The 14,183-nt window shown below is 72.0% G+C and carries 13 protein-coding genes; 10 read left to right on the top strand and 3 right to left on the bottom strand.

Annotation, left to right across the window (positions count from 1 at the left end; genetic code table 11):
- Positions 1 to 39: 39 nt before the first annotated feature.
- The gene (locus ACFUCU_RS08850) at positions 40 to 1,371 is read right to left on the bottom strand and encodes a glutamyl-tRNA reductase (RefSeq protein WP_290255734.1); all 1,332 of its coding nucleotides are present in this window, start codon (positions 1,369 to 1,371) and stop codon (positions 40 to 42) included.
- Between the two features lie 158 nt (positions 1,372 to 1,529).
- Between ACFUCU_RS08850 and hemE the strand changes: the two genes are divergently transcribed.
- The 10 genes from hemE (at position 1,530) to hemL (ending at position 12,610) form a co-directional block, all read left to right on the top strand.
- Positions 1,530 to 2,663 carry a uroporphyrinogen decarboxylase gene (hemE, locus tag ACFUCU_RS08855; RefSeq protein WP_377972059.1) on the top strand — a complete coding sequence of 378 codons (1,134 nt, stop codon included), beginning with the start codon at positions 1,530 to 1,532 and terminating at the stop codon, positions 2,661 to 2,663.
- Positions 2,664 to 2,683: 20 nt separating this feature from the next.
- Positions 2,684 to 4,231: a protoporphyrinogen oxidase gene (gene hemG / locus ACFUCU_RS08860; RefSeq protein WP_377972170.1), complete on the top strand. Its 1,548-nt coding sequence runs from the start codon at positions 2,684 to 2,686 to the stop codon at positions 4,229 to 4,231.
- 110 nt (positions 4,232 to 4,341) lie between these two features.
- Complete coding sequence (locus ACFUCU_RS08865; RefSeq protein WP_377972061.1) at positions 4,342 to 5,100, top strand: hypothetical protein; 759 nt, start codon at positions 4,342 to 4,344, stop codon at positions 5,098 to 5,100.
- A 102-nt stretch (positions 5,101 to 5,202) separates the two neighbouring features.
- Positions 5,203 to 5,904 carry a hydrogen peroxide-dependent heme synthase gene (hemQ, locus tag ACFUCU_RS08870; RefSeq protein WP_290255731.1) on the top strand — a complete coding sequence of 234 codons (702 nt, stop codon included), beginning with the start codon at positions 5,203 to 5,205 and terminating at the stop codon, positions 5,902 to 5,904.
- The gene (locus ACFUCU_RS08875; protein ID WP_377972062.1) at positions 5,901 to 7,202 is read left to right on the top strand and encodes a ferrochelatase; all 1,302 of its coding nucleotides are present in this window, start codon (positions 5,901 to 5,903) and stop codon (positions 7,200 to 7,202) included. The genes hemQ and ACFUCU_RS08875 overlap by 4 nt, the downstream gene beginning before the upstream one ends.
- Positions 7,199 to 8,197, top strand: a complete 999-nt coding sequence (hemC, locus tag ACFUCU_RS08880) for a hydroxymethylbilane synthase (RefSeq protein WP_377972063.1) — start codon at positions 7,199 to 7,201, stop codon at positions 8,195 to 8,197. Before ACFUCU_RS08875 ends, hemC begins: the two co-directional genes overlap by 4 nt.
- A 17-nt stretch (positions 8,198 to 8,214) precedes the next feature.
- Positions 8,215 to 9,141 (top strand): uroporphyrinogen-III synthase, encoded by a 927-nt coding sequence (locus tag ACFUCU_RS08885; RefSeq protein WP_377972064.1) that lies wholly within the window; start codon positions 8,215 to 8,217, stop codon positions 9,139 to 9,141.
- Between the two features lie 10 nt (positions 9,142 to 9,151).
- Positions 9,152 to 10,135 carry a porphobilinogen synthase gene (gene hemB / locus ACFUCU_RS08890; RefSeq protein WP_377972066.1) on the top strand — a complete coding sequence of 328 codons (984 nt, stop codon included), beginning with the start codon at positions 9,152 to 9,154 and terminating at the stop codon, positions 10,133 to 10,135.
- Entirely contained in the window at positions 10,132 to 11,265 is a 1,134-nt protein-coding gene (locus tag ACFUCU_RS08895; RefSeq protein ID WP_377972067.1) for an LLM class flavin-dependent oxidoreductase, read from the top strand. Before hemB ends, ACFUCU_RS08895 begins: the two co-directional genes overlap by 4 nt.
- 13 nt (positions 11,266 to 11,278) lie before the next feature.
- Positions 11,279 to 12,610 carry a glutamate-1-semialdehyde 2,1-aminomutase gene (gene hemL, locus ACFUCU_RS08900; protein WP_377972069.1) on the top strand — a complete coding sequence of 444 codons (1,332 nt, stop codon included), beginning with the start codon at positions 11,279 to 11,281 and terminating at the stop codon, positions 12,608 to 12,610.
- A gap of 66 nt (positions 12,611 to 12,676) precedes the next feature.
- Here the strand turns inward: hemL and ACFUCU_RS08905 are convergent, their stop codons facing one another.
- A complete protein-coding gene (locus tag ACFUCU_RS08905) occupies positions 12,677 to 13,414 on the bottom strand; it encodes an amino acid ABC transporter ATP-binding protein (protein ID WP_377972070.1) in 738 nt (245 codons plus the stop codon).
- Positions 13,411 to 14,175: an amino acid ABC transporter permease gene (locus tag ACFUCU_RS08910; protein WP_364132960.1), complete on the bottom strand. Its 765-nt coding sequence runs from the start codon at positions 14,173 to 14,175 to the stop codon at positions 13,411 to 13,413. Before ACFUCU_RS08910 ends, ACFUCU_RS08905 begins: the two co-directional genes overlap by 4 nt.
- Positions 14,176 to 14,183 lie beyond the last annotated feature (8 nt).

Below are 14,183 nucleotides of genomic sequence, written 5' to 3' on the forward strand. Positions count from 1 at the left end.
GAGGGCCGGTCAGGGGGAGGGCTGCCGGCAGGGGGTTCGTCAGGCGGATTCGCTGTGGTCGACCGGGCAGCCGGCCTCCGCGGCCCGCGGTGCCTTGCCGGCGGCTGGCTGGGCGGGCTGTTCGACGGTGATGCCGTAGACGGCCTCGAGGCCTGCGACGTAGTCGGCCTGCTGGCCGTTGGCCGCCAGCTCACGGGCGCGGACCGTCGGGACGTGCAGCAGCTGCTTGACCATGCGGCGGAGGGCGAACTCGACCTCCTCGGCGGCGGCGGTGCAGCCGTGGCGGGCGCGGACCTTCTCCATCTCGGCGTCGAGGACGTCCATGGTGTGCCGGCGCAGGGCCACGATGGCGGAGTCCACGGACCGCGCCTCCCGCTCCTGCTCGAAGGCGGTGGCGGCGCCGGCCACGATGCCGCTGGCCTGGGTCAGGGACTCGGCCTGCTCCTGCGGCGCGGCGAGGCGGACCGATTCGAGGGTGAGGAGTTCGACGCCGTCGAGCTCGGCCACGGCGGGGTCGAAGTCGTGGGTGAGCGCCAGGTCGATGGCGATCAGCGGCTGCGGCGAGGCCGAGCGGATGCGGGCGAGCTCGTCCGCCTCGACCCGGCTGTCCGAGCCGCTGCAGCCGATCATGATGTCCGCCGCGGCGACGGCGCCCGGCAGCGAGTCGCTGTCCAGGGCGGTCCCGCCGCGGGTGGCGACGAATCCGGCGGCGCGGCCGGAGGAGGAGAAGACGGAGATGTCGGTGCAGCCGCGTTCCCGCAGCAGGGACATGGTGGCGCCGGCGTAGGCGCCGGTGCCGAAGACCACGACCTTCTTGCCGGCCCAGTCGTTGCTCTCGGAGAGGTCGGTGGCCAGGTCGAGGGCGACGGAGACGATCGAGAGGCCGCGGGAACCGAGGGCGGTCTGCGCGCCGACGTCCTTGGCGGTCTTCGAGGCGGCCTGGAAGAGCCGGACCAGGCCGGAGCTGGCGGTTCCCTCGTGCTGGGCGGAGATCAGGGCGCGGCGCACCTGGCCGGCGATCTCGCGTTCGCCGACGACGGCGGAATCCAGCCCGGAGCTGACGGCGAAGAGGTGCCGGCTGACGTCGGCGCCGGTGCGGGTGTTGAAGGCGCGGGAGACCAGCTGCTTGTTCAGGCCGCTGGTGTCGCTGATCCGGGAGATCAGGGCGGCGCGGGCCGCCTCGACGTCGTCGGGGTTCGGTGCCTCGCCGTAGATCTCGAACCGGTTGCAGGTGGAGAGTACGACGGCGCCGGCGACGGCGGGGGATTCTGCGAGGGCTGAAGTGGCAAGGCCGGAGGCACCGGTGCTCAACTGAGCAACGGTCTCGAGATCGATGTCGGCGTGTGTAGCCACCAATGAGAAAAGAACCACAGCACGACCATCATAGCTTTTTCGTCCTCCGGTAGAAGAGTTTCCGGACGTGGGACTGGGCACTCCCGGCTGTGAGCCGCGGCACATCCGCCGCCCGCCGCTGCCGTTTGACAGCCTGTCGTTATCTTTTGGGGCCGGTTTTGGGCAGAATCAAAGGCATGACTTCACGCGCGGCGGCACCCCACGACTCGACACTGGACGGAACGGACGGCACCCCCGGCTCCCAGGGCGGGCTCGACGCCGGCCACCCCCTGATGGACGGCCGCACCTCCGGGTCGCCGCTGATCACCGCCTACCGCGGCGGCACCCCCTCCCGCCGTCCCGTCTGGTTCATGCGGCAGGCCGGCCGCTCGCTGCCCGAATACCTTAAGGTCCGCGAGGGCGTGGCCATGCTGGATTCCTGCCTCCGCCCCGAGCTGGCCTCCGAAATCACCCTGCAGCCGGTCCGCCGGCACGACGTGGACGCGGCGATCTTCTTCTCCGACATCGTCATCCCGCTCAAGCTGGCAGGCGTCGGCGTCGACATCGTCCCCGGCGTCGGACCCGTCCTGGACACCCCGGTCCGCACCGCCGCCGACGTCGCCGCGCTGCCCACCCTGACCTGGGAGGCGCTGGAACCGATCCGCGAGGCCGTCCGGCTGACCGTCGCCGAGCTTGGCACTACCCCGCTGATCGGCTTCGCCGGGGCCCCCTTCACGCTGGCCGCCTACATGGTGGAGGGCCGCCCCTCCCGCGACCACCTGGGCCCGCGCACCATGATGCACGCCGACCCGGAGACCTGGACCGCGCTGGCCAACTGGGCCGCCGACGCCTCCGGCATGTTCCTGCGAGCCCAGCTCGAGGCCGGCGCCTCCGCCGCCCAGCTCTTCGACTCCTGGGCCGGCTCCCTCGGCCTGAACGACTACACCCGCTTCGTGGCCCCCGCCTCGGCCCGCGCCCTGGACCACGTCCGCCACCTCGGCGCCCCGCTGATCCACTTCGGCACCGGAACCTCGGAACTGCTGGTCGCCATGCGCGACGTGGGCGTCGACGTCGTCGGCGTCGACTACCGCCTGCCCCTCGACGAGGCCAACCGCCGCCTGGGCGGCACCGTGCCGCTGCAGGGCAACATCGACCCGGCCCTGCTGGCCGCCCCGTGGGAGGTGCTCGAGGCCCACGTCCGCGAGGTCATCGCCGCCGGTGCCGCCGCCCCCGGCCACGTGCTCAACCTGGGCCACGGCGTCCCGCCGGAAACCGACCCGGACGTCCTGACCCGCGTGGTGCAACTCATCCACTCCATCGCCCCCGAGTGAGCCCCGTGGCCCCCGACGACATGTCCGCCAGCCCCGCCCCCACCGCGGTGGTGGTGGGCGGCGGCATCTCCGGACTCCTGGCCGCCCGCCAACTGGCCGGGGCCGGCGTCCGCACCACCGTGCTGGAGGCCACCGGAACCTGGGGCGGCTGCGTCGGCAGCCACGTGGTCGCCGGCCTGACCCTGGACAGCGGCGCCGAATCCTTCGCCACCCGCTCCGACGCCGTCGCCGCGCTGGCCCGTGAACTGGGCCTGGGGCCGCAGATCGTTGCCCCGAACCCGGGCGGGGCATGGGTGCAACTGCCCGAAGGCCCGCGCGAACTGCCCAGGACCGGCGTGTTGGGCATCCCCGCAAACCCCTGGGACCCCGAGGTCCGCCGCACCCTGGGCCTGGCCGGCTCCCTCCGAGCCTGGGTCGACACGCTCCTGCCGGCCTCCGTGGGGACCGGGGGCGCCGCCACCAGCGTGGCGGCCCTGGTCCGTGCCCGGATGGGCCGCCGCGTCCTGGACCGGCTGGTCTCGCCGGTGGTGGGCGGCGTGCACTCGGCGGACCCGTCACTGCTCGACGTGGACATGGTGGCCCCCGGCCTGCGCTCCGGCCTGCGCACCCACGGATCCCTCGCCGCTGCCGTCAAGGCCCAGCGCCGGGCCTCCACCACCGCCACCCCTGCGGCCCCGCAGGAGAGCACTGCCCCGCAGGGGAGCGCTGCGCCGCAGGAGAGCACTGCCCCGCAGGGGAGCGCCGCCCTGCAGAAGGCGGGCTCCGCCGTCGCCGGCCTCCGCGGCGGCATGCACACGCTGGTCACGGCGCTGCTGGCCGAGCTCACGGACCTGGGCGTCACGCTTCTCGCGGGGACCCCTGCCGCCGGGGTCCGGCGGACCCCCACCGGCTGGCAGGTCACCGCCGGGGGAGAGGAGTACGGGGCCGGGAGGCTGGTCGTCGCCGTCGAGGGCCCGGCCGCCGTCGGCCTCCTCTCCGGTGTCCTCCCCGAAATCACCGCCCTGCGTCCCGCGGCCGGCCCGGACGTCAAGCTGGTCACCCTGGTGCTGGACCGGTCCGAGCTGGACGCCGCCCCGCGCGGCACGGGCGTGCTGGTGGCCCCGCAAAGCCCCGGCATCCAGGCCAAGGCCCTCACCCACGCCACCGCCAAGTGGGCCTGGCTGGACGAATCCACCGCCCCGGGCCGCCACGTCCTCCGGCTTTCCTACGGCCGGGGCGCCACGCCGGGTGCCCCGGTGAGCGCGACCGCCGGCGCAATGCCGGAACCCGACACCGAGGCGGACCTGCTGGCCGCGGCCCTCCGGGACGCCTCCACGCTGCTGGGCGTGGGCCTCTCCCGCGACGACCTCGCCGGGTGGGATGTGGTGCGCTGGGCGGGTGCCCTGCCGTTCGCGTCCCTGGGACACAGACAGCGGGTGGCCCGGGTCCGGGAACTCTGCGCCGCGGAGGGGGACCTCGCCGTCGTCGGCGGCTGGGTCGCCGGCAACGGCCTCGCCGCGATCGTCGCGGACACCCCCCGCCAGATTGCCCCGCTGCTGCCCGCCGTCGCCCGGGATTCCGCACCCTGAACGTGGTCCAGCGGCCTCCTGTAAGGGATCCGGACCTGCCTCCGCTAGCGGCAAAATAACGGTTCGGCAAATTTTCCCCGCCCCCTGACGGGCCGCTACAGTCGATGACCATGGTTACGCACAGGTCCGAAGATTTTAGTCCGCCGGCCGGCCATGGGGGACTCCGGCGCGGCACGGCAGCAGCGGCGCTCGGAGCGGTGCTGGTCCTTACGGCGGGAGTCCCCGCCACCCAGGCTGCAACGCCCACACCCAGCCCCGATGCCCCCACCGCGTCCGTCTCCGTGGGCCTCGGCGGCCTCATCGACGGACTGAGCGGCTCGTGGACCCCGTCACCGACGCCCACCTCCGACGACGGGTCCAGCCCCACCCCTACCCGGAGCACCGCCCCGCCGTCGTCCTCCTCGCCCTCGCCCGGCGGCACCCCCAGCCAGCCCTCCTCACCGTCGGCACCCGCTCCCGCAACCCCCGGAACCCCGGCCCCTGCCACCCCCGGAACCACGGCTCCCGCCGCGCCCGGAACCGTGGCGCCGGTTGTCCCGGCCCCCGCCGTTCCCGCTGCCCCGGCGGCCGGGGCAGGCATCGCACCGGCGCCGGCTCCCACCGAAGCCCCCGCCGCTCCGGGCGCAGCCACGGCGACCCCGGCCCCCGGCGCCGCCGGGACGCCCACGCCCGCGGGCAGCCCGACGTCGGCCAGCACCCGGGCAGCCGCGAAGGCCGCCCCGGCCGCGGGCGCCCGGTCCGGCGACAGCATGCAGGCCGCCTCCGACGTGCAGCCCTTCGGCGGCTCCGCGCTGGTGGGCTGGGGCATCTGCCTGGTGGCCGTCTCCCTCGGCGCCGGCGCCGTCTACCTCCGGATGCGCCGGGCCTGACACGCCCGGCTCCGAGGCCGCTTGTGTGACATTCGTCACTTCTACCGCTTGTAGAAGTTCCCTGTTTCGACTTCGTCTCGGGGAGGGGGCAGACTGGTACATATGAGCCACACTTCTGCCGAATCTGTCACCAAAACCGAAGAATCAGCCGAGCAGTTCTTTACGCTCTGGACCGTCTTCAAGCGCTCCTCCGATGTCCTCCGCAGCGGCGATGCGGCCGAGGATTTCGAGGCACTCCTCGGCCGGCTTGCCGAGGACGGCGTGATCCACCGCGGCAGCTACGACGTCTCCGCCATGCGCGCTGACGCGGACATCATGGTCTGGCTGCACGGCCCGCAGCCGGAGGCGCTGCAGCGCGCGATCCGCGACATCCGCCGCAGCAAGCTCTTCGCCGGCACCGAGATCGCCTGGTCCGCCATGGGCGTCCACCGCGAGGCAGAATTCGCCAAGAACCACACCCCGGCCTTCTCCCGGAACGTGGAACCGGCCGAGTGGCTCTGCGTCTACCCCTTCGTCCGCTCCTACGAGTGGTACCTGCTGCCCGAGGCCGAGCGCGGCGCCATGCTCCGCGACCACGGCCTCCTGGGCCGCGACTTCCCCCAGGTCATCTCCAACACCGTGTCCTCCTTCGCCCTCGGCGACTGGGAATGGATCCTCGGCCTGGAAGCCCCGGAACTGGTGGACCTCGTGGACCTGATGCGCCACCTGCGCGCCACCGAGGCCCGCCACCACGTCCGCGAGGAAGTTCCGTTCTACACCGGCCGCCGCGTCAGCGCCGCCGAGGTCGCGGAAGTCCTCGCATGAGCCCGCTCGACCCCAAGGAAACCGCAATGACGCTGGAGAGCAACGTGACCGCTGAGACCGACCTGACCTCCGTCAACCCCGTCACCGAGGCGGGCCGCATGGCCCCCAAGGACTACGACGCAGTGCTCCTCGCCTCCTTCGGCGGCCCCGAGGGCCAGGAAGACGTCATCCCCTTCCTGCGCAACGTCACCCGCGGCCGCGGCATCCCGGACGAGCGCCTCGAAGAGGTCTCCCACCACTACCGCGCCAACGGCGGCATCAGCCCCATCAACGCCCAGAACCGCGAGCTCAAGGCCGCCATGGAGGTCGAGCTGGCCAAGCGCGGCATCGAACTGCCGGTGTTCTGGGGCAACCGCAACTGGGACCCCTACATCCCGCAGACACTGCAGGAGATCTACGACGCCGGGCACCGCAAGGTCCTGATGATCACCACCAGCGCCTACTCCTGCTACTCCAGCTGCCGCCAGTACCGCGAGGACATCGGCATGGCCCTGACCGAGACCGGCCTGGACGGCAAGCTCGAGGTGGACAAGGTTCGCCAGTACTTCGACCACCCCGGCTTCGTGGAGCCGTTCGTTGAGGGCACCGCCGCAGGCCTGGCCGAGGTCCGCGCCCAGCTGGCCTCCGCCGGAACGCCGGACGCCCCGGTGCACATCCTCTTCGCCACCCACTCCATCCCCACCCGCGACGCCGAGGCGTCCGGCCGCTCCGAGGGCGAACCGCGCCGGTTCGAACAGGACTCCGCCTACGCCGCGCAGCATCTGGCCACCGGCGGCGAGGTCATCCGCCGCGTCGAAGCCCAGACCGGTGACACCGCCCCGTGGTCCCTGGTCTACCAGTCCCGCTCCGGCGCCCCGCACGTGCCGTGGCTGGAACCGGATATCAACGACGCCATCGAGGACCTGGCCGGCCAGGGCGTCAAGGGCGTCGTGATCGTGCCGCTCGGCTTCGTCAGCGACCACATGGAAGTCGTCTGGGACCTGGACACCGAGGCCCTCGAGACCTGCGAAAAGCTCGGCGTCGCCGCCACCCGCGTCCCCACCCCGGGCACGCACCGCAAGTTCGTCGCCGGTATCGTGGACCTGATCTCGGAACGGACCAGCTCCAACACCATCACCGAGCGTCCTCACCTGACCAAGCTCGGCCCCTGGTACGACGTCTGCCGCCCCGGCTGCTGCGCCAACTTCCGCGGTGAGAAGCCGACCATCTCCGGTGCCGACACCACCGTCGGCACGGGCCACGATCCCTACCCGGACGCCGCCGCGGCTGCCAAAGTGACCGGGCACGCCGCGCCGTGACCGTCCGGATCGGAACGAGGGCCAGCAAGCTCGCCCTCACCCAGACCCAGCAGACCGCGGACCAGCTGGCGGCCGTCGGCGGGTTCCCCGTGGAGCTGGTGCACATCCGCACCGACGGTGACGTCCTCACCGGCCCGCTGTCCCAGATGGGCGGCACCGGCGTCTTCGTTGCCGCCCTCCGCTACGCCCTGCTCCAGGACGCCTGTGACGTGGCCGTGCACTCGCTCAAGGACCTGCCCGTCGGCCCGGCCCTCGGCCTGAGCCTGGCCGCGACCCCGAAGCGTGTGGACGTCCGCGACGTGCTCTGCGCCCGGGACGGACTCACGCTCGCCCAGCTGCCGGCGGGCGCCACGGTGGGCACCGGCTCACCGCGGCGTGCGGCCCAGCTCCGCGCAGCGCGCCCGGACCTGGACATCCGCGACATCCGCGGCAACGTGGACACCCGTCTGGGCCGCGTGCCCGGGCTGCCGGGTAACGCCACCGACGCCGTGGTGCCGGGCAAGTCCGGCGACCTCGACGCCGTCGTGCTCGCCGCCGCCGGGCTGCACCGCATCGGCCGGCTGGACGCGGTCAGCGAATACCTCGACCCCGACGTGATGCTCCCCGCCGCCGGGCAGGGCTCGCTGGCCATCGAATGCCGCACCGCCGACGCCCCGCGCAAGGCCGGGTCCACCGAGGGCTCCCAGGGCGTCCTCGCCCAGGCCCTCGCGGCGCTGGATGACCCGGACACGCGCCTGGCCGTCACCGCCGAACGGGCCCTGCTGGCCCGGCTCGAGGCCGGCTGCGCCGCCCCGGTGGGCGCCTACGCCTACCGCAAGGGCAGCATGCTGCACCTGGACGCCGTCGTCTGCGCCGTCGACGGCACCGCCAGCGTCCGGGACAAGAAGGCCACCGACGGGCTGACCGAGGTGGGCGCCACCCTGCTCGGCATCGAGCTCGCCGAGGCACTGCTCGCGGCCGGCGCGGCGGACATCGCCGACCTGACCGCTTCCTGAGGAGGACCACCAGCCTGATGGGACGCCGCAGCGCCACCTCCGGGGCGGACGGCACCGCCGTGCCGCGGCCGCTGGATGGTGCCCGCGTGCTGGTGACCCGCAGCCCGGACCGGGCCGGAGCGCTGGTCTCCGCGCTGCGCGCCACCGGTGCCGAACCGCTGCTGCTGCCGCTGATCGACTTCGAACAAGCCGCCGACCAGCACTCCCTAGGCGTGGCCTTCGACGCCCTCGGCGCCGGCGCCTACACCTGGCTGGTGGTCAGCAGCGTCACCACCGTCCAGGTCCTCCAGGAACTGGCCGCCGAGCGTGGCTCCGCGCTCAACGCCTGGCTTCCCGGCAGCCTGCAGATCGCCGCGATCGGCCCGGCCACCCGCCGCGTCCTCGAAGCACTGGACATCCCCGTCGACCTGTCCCCGGCGGGGCAACAGTCAGGAGCCGGGCTGCTGGACATCTGGCCCGACCGGGCCGGCAGCGTCTTCCTGCCCCAGGCCGACATCGCCGACCCGGCCCTGCGCCGCGGCCTCGCCGCCCGGGGCGCCGCCGTCCAGGCGGTCACCGCCTACCGCACGGTGGACTACCCGGCCGACCCGCGCCGGCGCATCGCCACCACCGCCGCCACAGATGGACCCTCCGCCCGGGAACCCGGCCATGGTGCCCCCGTCCTGACCCCGGCCCAGGCCCGGGACGCGGTGGACGCCGGCACCCTGCACGCCGTCGTCGCCGCCTCCCCGAGCGCCGCCCGGCGGATCCACTCCGGACTCACGCCGCTGGGGGAGTGCCGGCTCGTGGCGATCGGCCGCTCGACGGCGGCCCAGGCCGCGGCGCTCGGCCTGGAGGTCGCCGCCGTCGCCGAGGAACCCACCGCCTCCGGGCTGGTGGCCGCCGTAGTCCACGCCCTGATTCCGAACCACCCGCATACTTCCCCCGACCGCCCACCACAGTGAAGGACCAGCCATGAGCTTCCCGACCCACCGCCCCCGCCGGCTCCGCACCACCCCCGCGATGCGCCGCCTGACGGCAGAACACCGGCTCAACGCGGCCGAACTGATCCTTCCCGCCTTCATCCGCGAGGGCCTCACCGAGCCCAACCCGATCGCGTCGATGCCCGGGGTGCAGCAGCACACCACCGATTCGCTCAAGCGCGCCGCCGCCGAAGCCGTGGAGCTGGGCGTGGGCGGCATCATGCTCTTCGGTATCCCCGCCGAGCGGGACGCCCGGGGCACCGCCTCCCTGGACCCCGAGGGCGTGCTGAACAAGGCCATCCGCGACGTCCGGGCCGAGGTGGGCGACGAGCTGGTGGTGATGAGCGACGTCTGCCTCGACGAATTCACCGACCACGGCCACTGCGGTGTCCTGGACGGCAACGGCTACGTCGACAACGACGCCACCCTGGAGATCTACGGACAGATGGCGGTGGCCCAGGCCGAGGCCGGCGCCCACGTGCTCGGACCCTCCGGCATGATGGACGGCCAGATTGCCGTCATCCGCCAGGCACTTGAACAGGCCGGCCACGCCAACACCGCCGTCGTGGCCTACGCCGCCAAGTACGCCTCCGCGTTCTACGGCCCGTTCCGCGAGGCCGTGGACTCCCAGCTCACCGGCGACCGCCGCACCTACCAGATGGACGCCGCCAACCGGCGCGAGGCCATCCTGGAGGTGGAACTGGACCTCGAGGAGGGTGCCGACATGGTGATGGTCAAGCCCGCCATGAGCTACCTCGACATCCTCGCCGACGTCGCCGCCATGAGCCCCGTGCCGGTGGCCGCCTACCAGATCTCCGGCGAGTACTCGATGATCGAGGCCGCCGCTGCGAACGGCTGGATCGACCGCCGCGCCGCCATCACCGAGTCCGTGCTCGGCATCAAGCGCGCCGGCGCCAGCATGGTCCTGACCTACTGGGCCACCGAGCTCGCCGGCTGGCTGAAGGAGACCCGGTGAACCACGCCGTGCAGCCGGACCCCGCGTCCGCCGCGAACCCCACCGCGCCGGTAGGCCCGGAGACCATCCTGCTGGGCCTGAACACCTTCGGCGACGTCGGTGTCTTCCCGGACGGCCAGCCGGTCCCGCACGCCCAGGTGCTGCGCCAGCTGCTGGAACAGGCGGAACTCGCCGACGAGGTGGGGCTGCACGCCTTCGGCGTGGGGGAACACCACCGCCGCGACTTCGCCGTCTCGGCGCCCGAGGTCTTCCTCGCCGCCGCGGCCGCCCGCACCAAGCGGATCCGGCTCGGCTCCGCCGTCACCGTGCTCAGCTCCGATGACCCCATCCGGGTGTTCCAGCGCTTCGCCACCGTGGACGCGATTGCCAACGGCCGCGCAGAGGTCATGCTGGGCCGCGGCTCCTTCATTGAGTCCTTCCCGCTCTTCGGCCTGGACCTGGCCGACTACGAGGTCCTGTTCGAGGAAAAGCTCGAACTCTTCGACAAGGTCCGGGCGCAGAAACCCATCAAGTGGGAGGGCCGCACCCGGGCGCCCGTCAACGGGCTGAGCGTCTACCCGCCGCTGGAGCACCACCTGCTGCCGGCCTGGATCGGCGTCGGGGGTACCCCCGAGTCGGTCCTTCGCTGCGCGGAATACGGCTACCCGATCATCTTCGCCATCATCGGCGGGGCGCCCCGGGCCTTCGGGCCGCTGGCGGGGCTGTACCGGGAGGCGATGGAAAAGTACGGCAACCCCCTGCAGCAGGTCGCCACGCACTCGCCCGGGCACATCGCCGCCACCGACGAGGAGGCGCGGGAGGAGTTCTTCCCGCACTGGCTGGCGCAGCGGAACCAGCTGGGTTCCGAACGCGGCTGGGGTCCGGGCAGCCGGGCCGAGTTCGAGCAGCTCTGCAGCCCCGAGGGGGCGCTCTATGTGGGGTCACCGGAGACGGTGGCCGCGAAGATCGCCCTGCTCAAGCGGAACCTGGGCGCGGACCGCTTCGACCTCAAATACAGCAACGGCACCCTGCCGCACGCCGCCATGATGCGCTCCATCGAGCTGTTCGGCACCGACGTGGCTCCGCGCGTCGCCGCCCTGCTGGCCGGGGAGACCGAGACTGGGAGCCGGACCTCCGGCTCCCGGAACTGAAAGAATAGGATTCATGACTTCCAGCCACCACCGCAATGAGGAACTGTTCGACCGAGCCCGCGGGCTGATGCCCGGCGGCGTGAACTCCCCGGTCCGGGCCTTCGGCTCGGTGGGCGGCACGCCGCGGTTCATGGTCTCCGCCCAGGGCGCCTACCTGACCGACGCCGACGGCGACCAGTACGTCGACCTGGTCTGCTCGTGGGGTCCGGCGCTGCTGGGCCACGCCCACCCGGCCGTGCTCACCGCCGTCCACGAGGCCGTCGACCGGGGCCTCTCCTTCGGCGCCTCCACCCCGGACGAGGCCAACCTCGCCGCGCTGGTCCGCGAACGCGTCCCCGCCGCGGAACGGGTCCGGATGGTCTCCACCGGCACCGAGGCCACCATGACCGCTATCCGGCTGGCCCGCGGCTACACCGGCCGCAACCTGGTCATCAAGTTCGCCGGCTGCTACCACGGCCACCTCGACGGCCTGCTCGCCGCCGCCGGCTCCGGCCTGGCCACCCTCGCCCTGCCGGGCTCCGCCGGCGTCACCGCCGCGACCGCCGCGGAAACCCTCGTGCTGCCCTACAACGACCTCGGCGCCGTCGAAGCCGCCTTCGCCGCGCACGGGCCCAACATCGCAGCCGTCATCACCGAGGCCGCACCCGCGAACATGGGCGTGGTGACCCCGGGTGAGGGGTTCAACGCGGGCCTGTCCCGAATTACCCGGGAGCACGGCGCGCTGCTGATCCTGGACGAGGTCCTCACCGGCTTCCGCACCGGCTACGCCGGCTACTGGGGCCTCACGGGCGGCGCGGCAGACGCCGCCGAACCGTGGGCTCCTGACCTGCTGACCTTCGGCAAGGTCATCGGCGGCGGGATGCCGACGGCGGCCCTGGGCGGCCGCGCCGACGTGATGGACTACCTCGCACCCGTGGGCCCGGTCTACCAGGCCGGCACGCTCTCCGGTAACCCGGTGGCCATGGCCGCCGGCGTCGCGACCCTCACGCACGCAACCGCGGAGGTCTACGACTTCGTCGACGCCCGCTCCCTGGAACTCTCCGACGCCCTGTCGGAGGCGCTGGACGCCGCCGGCGTCGACCACTCCATCCAGCGGGCGGGGAACCTGTTCTCCGTGGCCTTCGGGACCTCCGCCCGCGGCGTCCACAACTACGACGACGCCCAGGGCCAGGAGGTCTTCCGGTACGCGCCGTTCTTCCACTCCATGCTGGACTCCGGGGTGTACCTGCCGCCGTCCGTCTTCGAGGCCTGGTTCCTCTCCGCCGCGCACGACGACGCCGCCATGAACCGGATCTTCGACGCGCTTCCGGCCGCCGCGAAGGCCGCCGCGGCCGCCACCGCCTGACCGGCGCTTAAACGACTGAAGGCACCCGCCGCGGCGGGTGCCTTCAGTCGTTTAAGGAGGTGCTGCCTAGAGGACGTCCGCCAGGAAGCCGCGGAGCCGTTCGGTCCGCGGGTCGGTGAAGAGCTGCTCCGGGGCGCCGGACTCCACCACCTTGCCGGCGTCCATGAACGTCACGGTGTCCGAGACATTGCGGGCGAAGCCCATCTCGTGGGTCACCACCACCATCGTCATTCCGCCCTTGGCCAGGTCGGCCATGAGTGCCAGGACGCCCTTGACCAGCTCCGGGTCGAGCGCCGAGGTGGCCTCGTCGAAGAACATCACCTCGGGCTTCATGGCAAGCGCCCGGGCGATCGCCACGCGCTGCTGCTGGCCGCCGGAGAGGTTCGCGGGCCGGGAATCGGCCTTGTGTTTCAGGCCCACCAGGTCCAGCTGTGCCAGGGCCTCCTCGCGGGCCTGCTCCTTGGACATGCCGCGGAGCTTGCGCAGGGCCAGGGAGACGTTCTCCTCCACGGTCTTGTGCGGGAAGAGGTTGAACTGCTGGAAGACCATGCCGATGCGGCGGCGCAGCTCATCCGGGTTGTCCTTGAGCACGGACCGGCCGTCGAGCAGGATGTCGCCCTGGTCCGGTTCGATCAGCCGGTTCATCACCCGGAGCAGCGTCGACTTGCCGGAGCCGGAGGGGCCGATCACGGAGGCCGTGGTGCCCTTCTCGACGTGCAGGTCGATGCCGCGCAGGACGTGGTTCGACCCGAAGGACAGGTGGATGTTCTTCGCCGTCAGTGATCCGGACGCGAATTCGCTCATGCCTGGGCTCCCTTTCCGACGACGGCGGCAGCCTCGTCCGGTTGCTTCTTTTCCGGCCGGCCGGAGCGCAGCCGGGAATCAATAAAGTTCACCAGGTGAGTGAGTGGAATGGTCATGGCGAGGTAGAAAATAGCCGCTGCCACGTACGGGGACAGATTCCCGCTGCGTGCGGCGGCGTCCTGGCCGATCTGGAACAATTCGCGTTCCGTTGCCAGCAAGCCCAGGGTGAATACCAACGAGGAATCTTTGATCAGAGCGATGAACTGGTTCATCAGGGCAGGAAGCACCCGGCGGATACCTTGCGGCACCACCACCAGGCGCATGGACGGGCCATAACCGAACCCCAAGGCCCGTGACGCCTCAAGCTGACCCTTGTCTACGCTTTGAATGCCGGAGCGGAAGATTTCGCCCGTGTACGCGGCGGCCATGAGCGACAGAGCCGCAACGCCCATGGGGTAGGGGCTGTTGCTACCCGATATCTCGCGGAAAATCGGTCCGAATCCAAGTCCGATGACCAAGATGGTGAGGACGGCCGGGAGTCCACGAAAAACGTCCGTGTACACCCGGGCCGCCCACCGTGCCACGGGATTACGGGAAATTCCCATGAGAGCCAGAATCAGACCGAGGAAGGCACCGATAAGTCCCGAAGTGATCGCAAGGACCAAGGTGTTGGGCAGGCCAACGGTGAACATGCTTGGCAAGACCTCAGCGATCTTCCCCCAGTCAAAGAAGGTCTCTCCGAGTCGTGTCAGGTAATCCATATGGCGTC

The organism is Arthrobacter sp. NPDC057259, assembly GCF_042668995.1.
Taxonomy (GTDB): Bacteria; Actinomycetota; Actinomycetes; order Actinomycetales; family Micrococcaceae; genus Arthrobacter.

What these genes read in the sequence shown, in the direction of transcription:
- hemL (WP_377972069.1), top strand. Translation starts at nt 11,279, where the DNA reads ATGACTTCCAGCCACCACCGCAATGAGGAACTGTTCGACCGAGCCCGC.
- ACFUCU_RS08885 (WP_377972064.1), top strand. Translation starts at nt 8,215, where the DNA reads ATGGGACGCCGCAGCGCCACCTCCGGGGCGGACGGCACCGCCGTGCCG.
- ACFUCU_RS08875 (WP_377972062.1), top strand. Translation starts at nt 5,901, where the DNA reads ATGAGCCCGCTCGACCCCAAGGAAACCGCAATGACGCTGGAGAGCAAC.
- ACFUCU_RS08905 (WP_377972070.1), bottom strand. Translation starts at nt 13,414, where the DNA reads ATGAGCGAATTCGCGTCCGGATCACTGACGGCGAAGAACATCCACCTG.
- hemG (WP_377972170.1), top strand. Translation starts at nt 2,684, where the DNA reads ATGTCCGCCAGCCCCGCCCCCACCGCGGTGGTGGTGGGCGGCGGCATC.
- ACFUCU_RS08865 (WP_377972061.1), top strand. Translation starts at nt 4,342, where the DNA reads ATGGTTACGCACAGGTCCGAAGATTTTAGTCCGCCGGCCGGCCATGGG.
- ACFUCU_RS08910 (WP_364132960.1), bottom strand. Translation starts at nt 14,175, where the DNA reads ATGGATTACCTGACACGACTCGGAGAGACCTTCTTTGACTGGGGGAAG.
- hemB (WP_377972066.1), top strand. Translation starts at nt 9,152, where the DNA reads ATGAGCTTCCCGACCCACCGCCCCCGCCGGCTCCGCACCACCCCCGCG.
- hemE (WP_377972059.1), top strand. Translation starts at nt 1,530, where the DNA reads ATGACTTCACGCGCGGCGGCACCCCACGACTCGACACTGGACGGAACG.
- hemQ (WP_290255731.1), top strand. Translation starts at nt 5,203, where the DNA reads ATGAGCCACACTTCTGCCGAATCTGTCACCAAAACCGAAGAATCAGCC.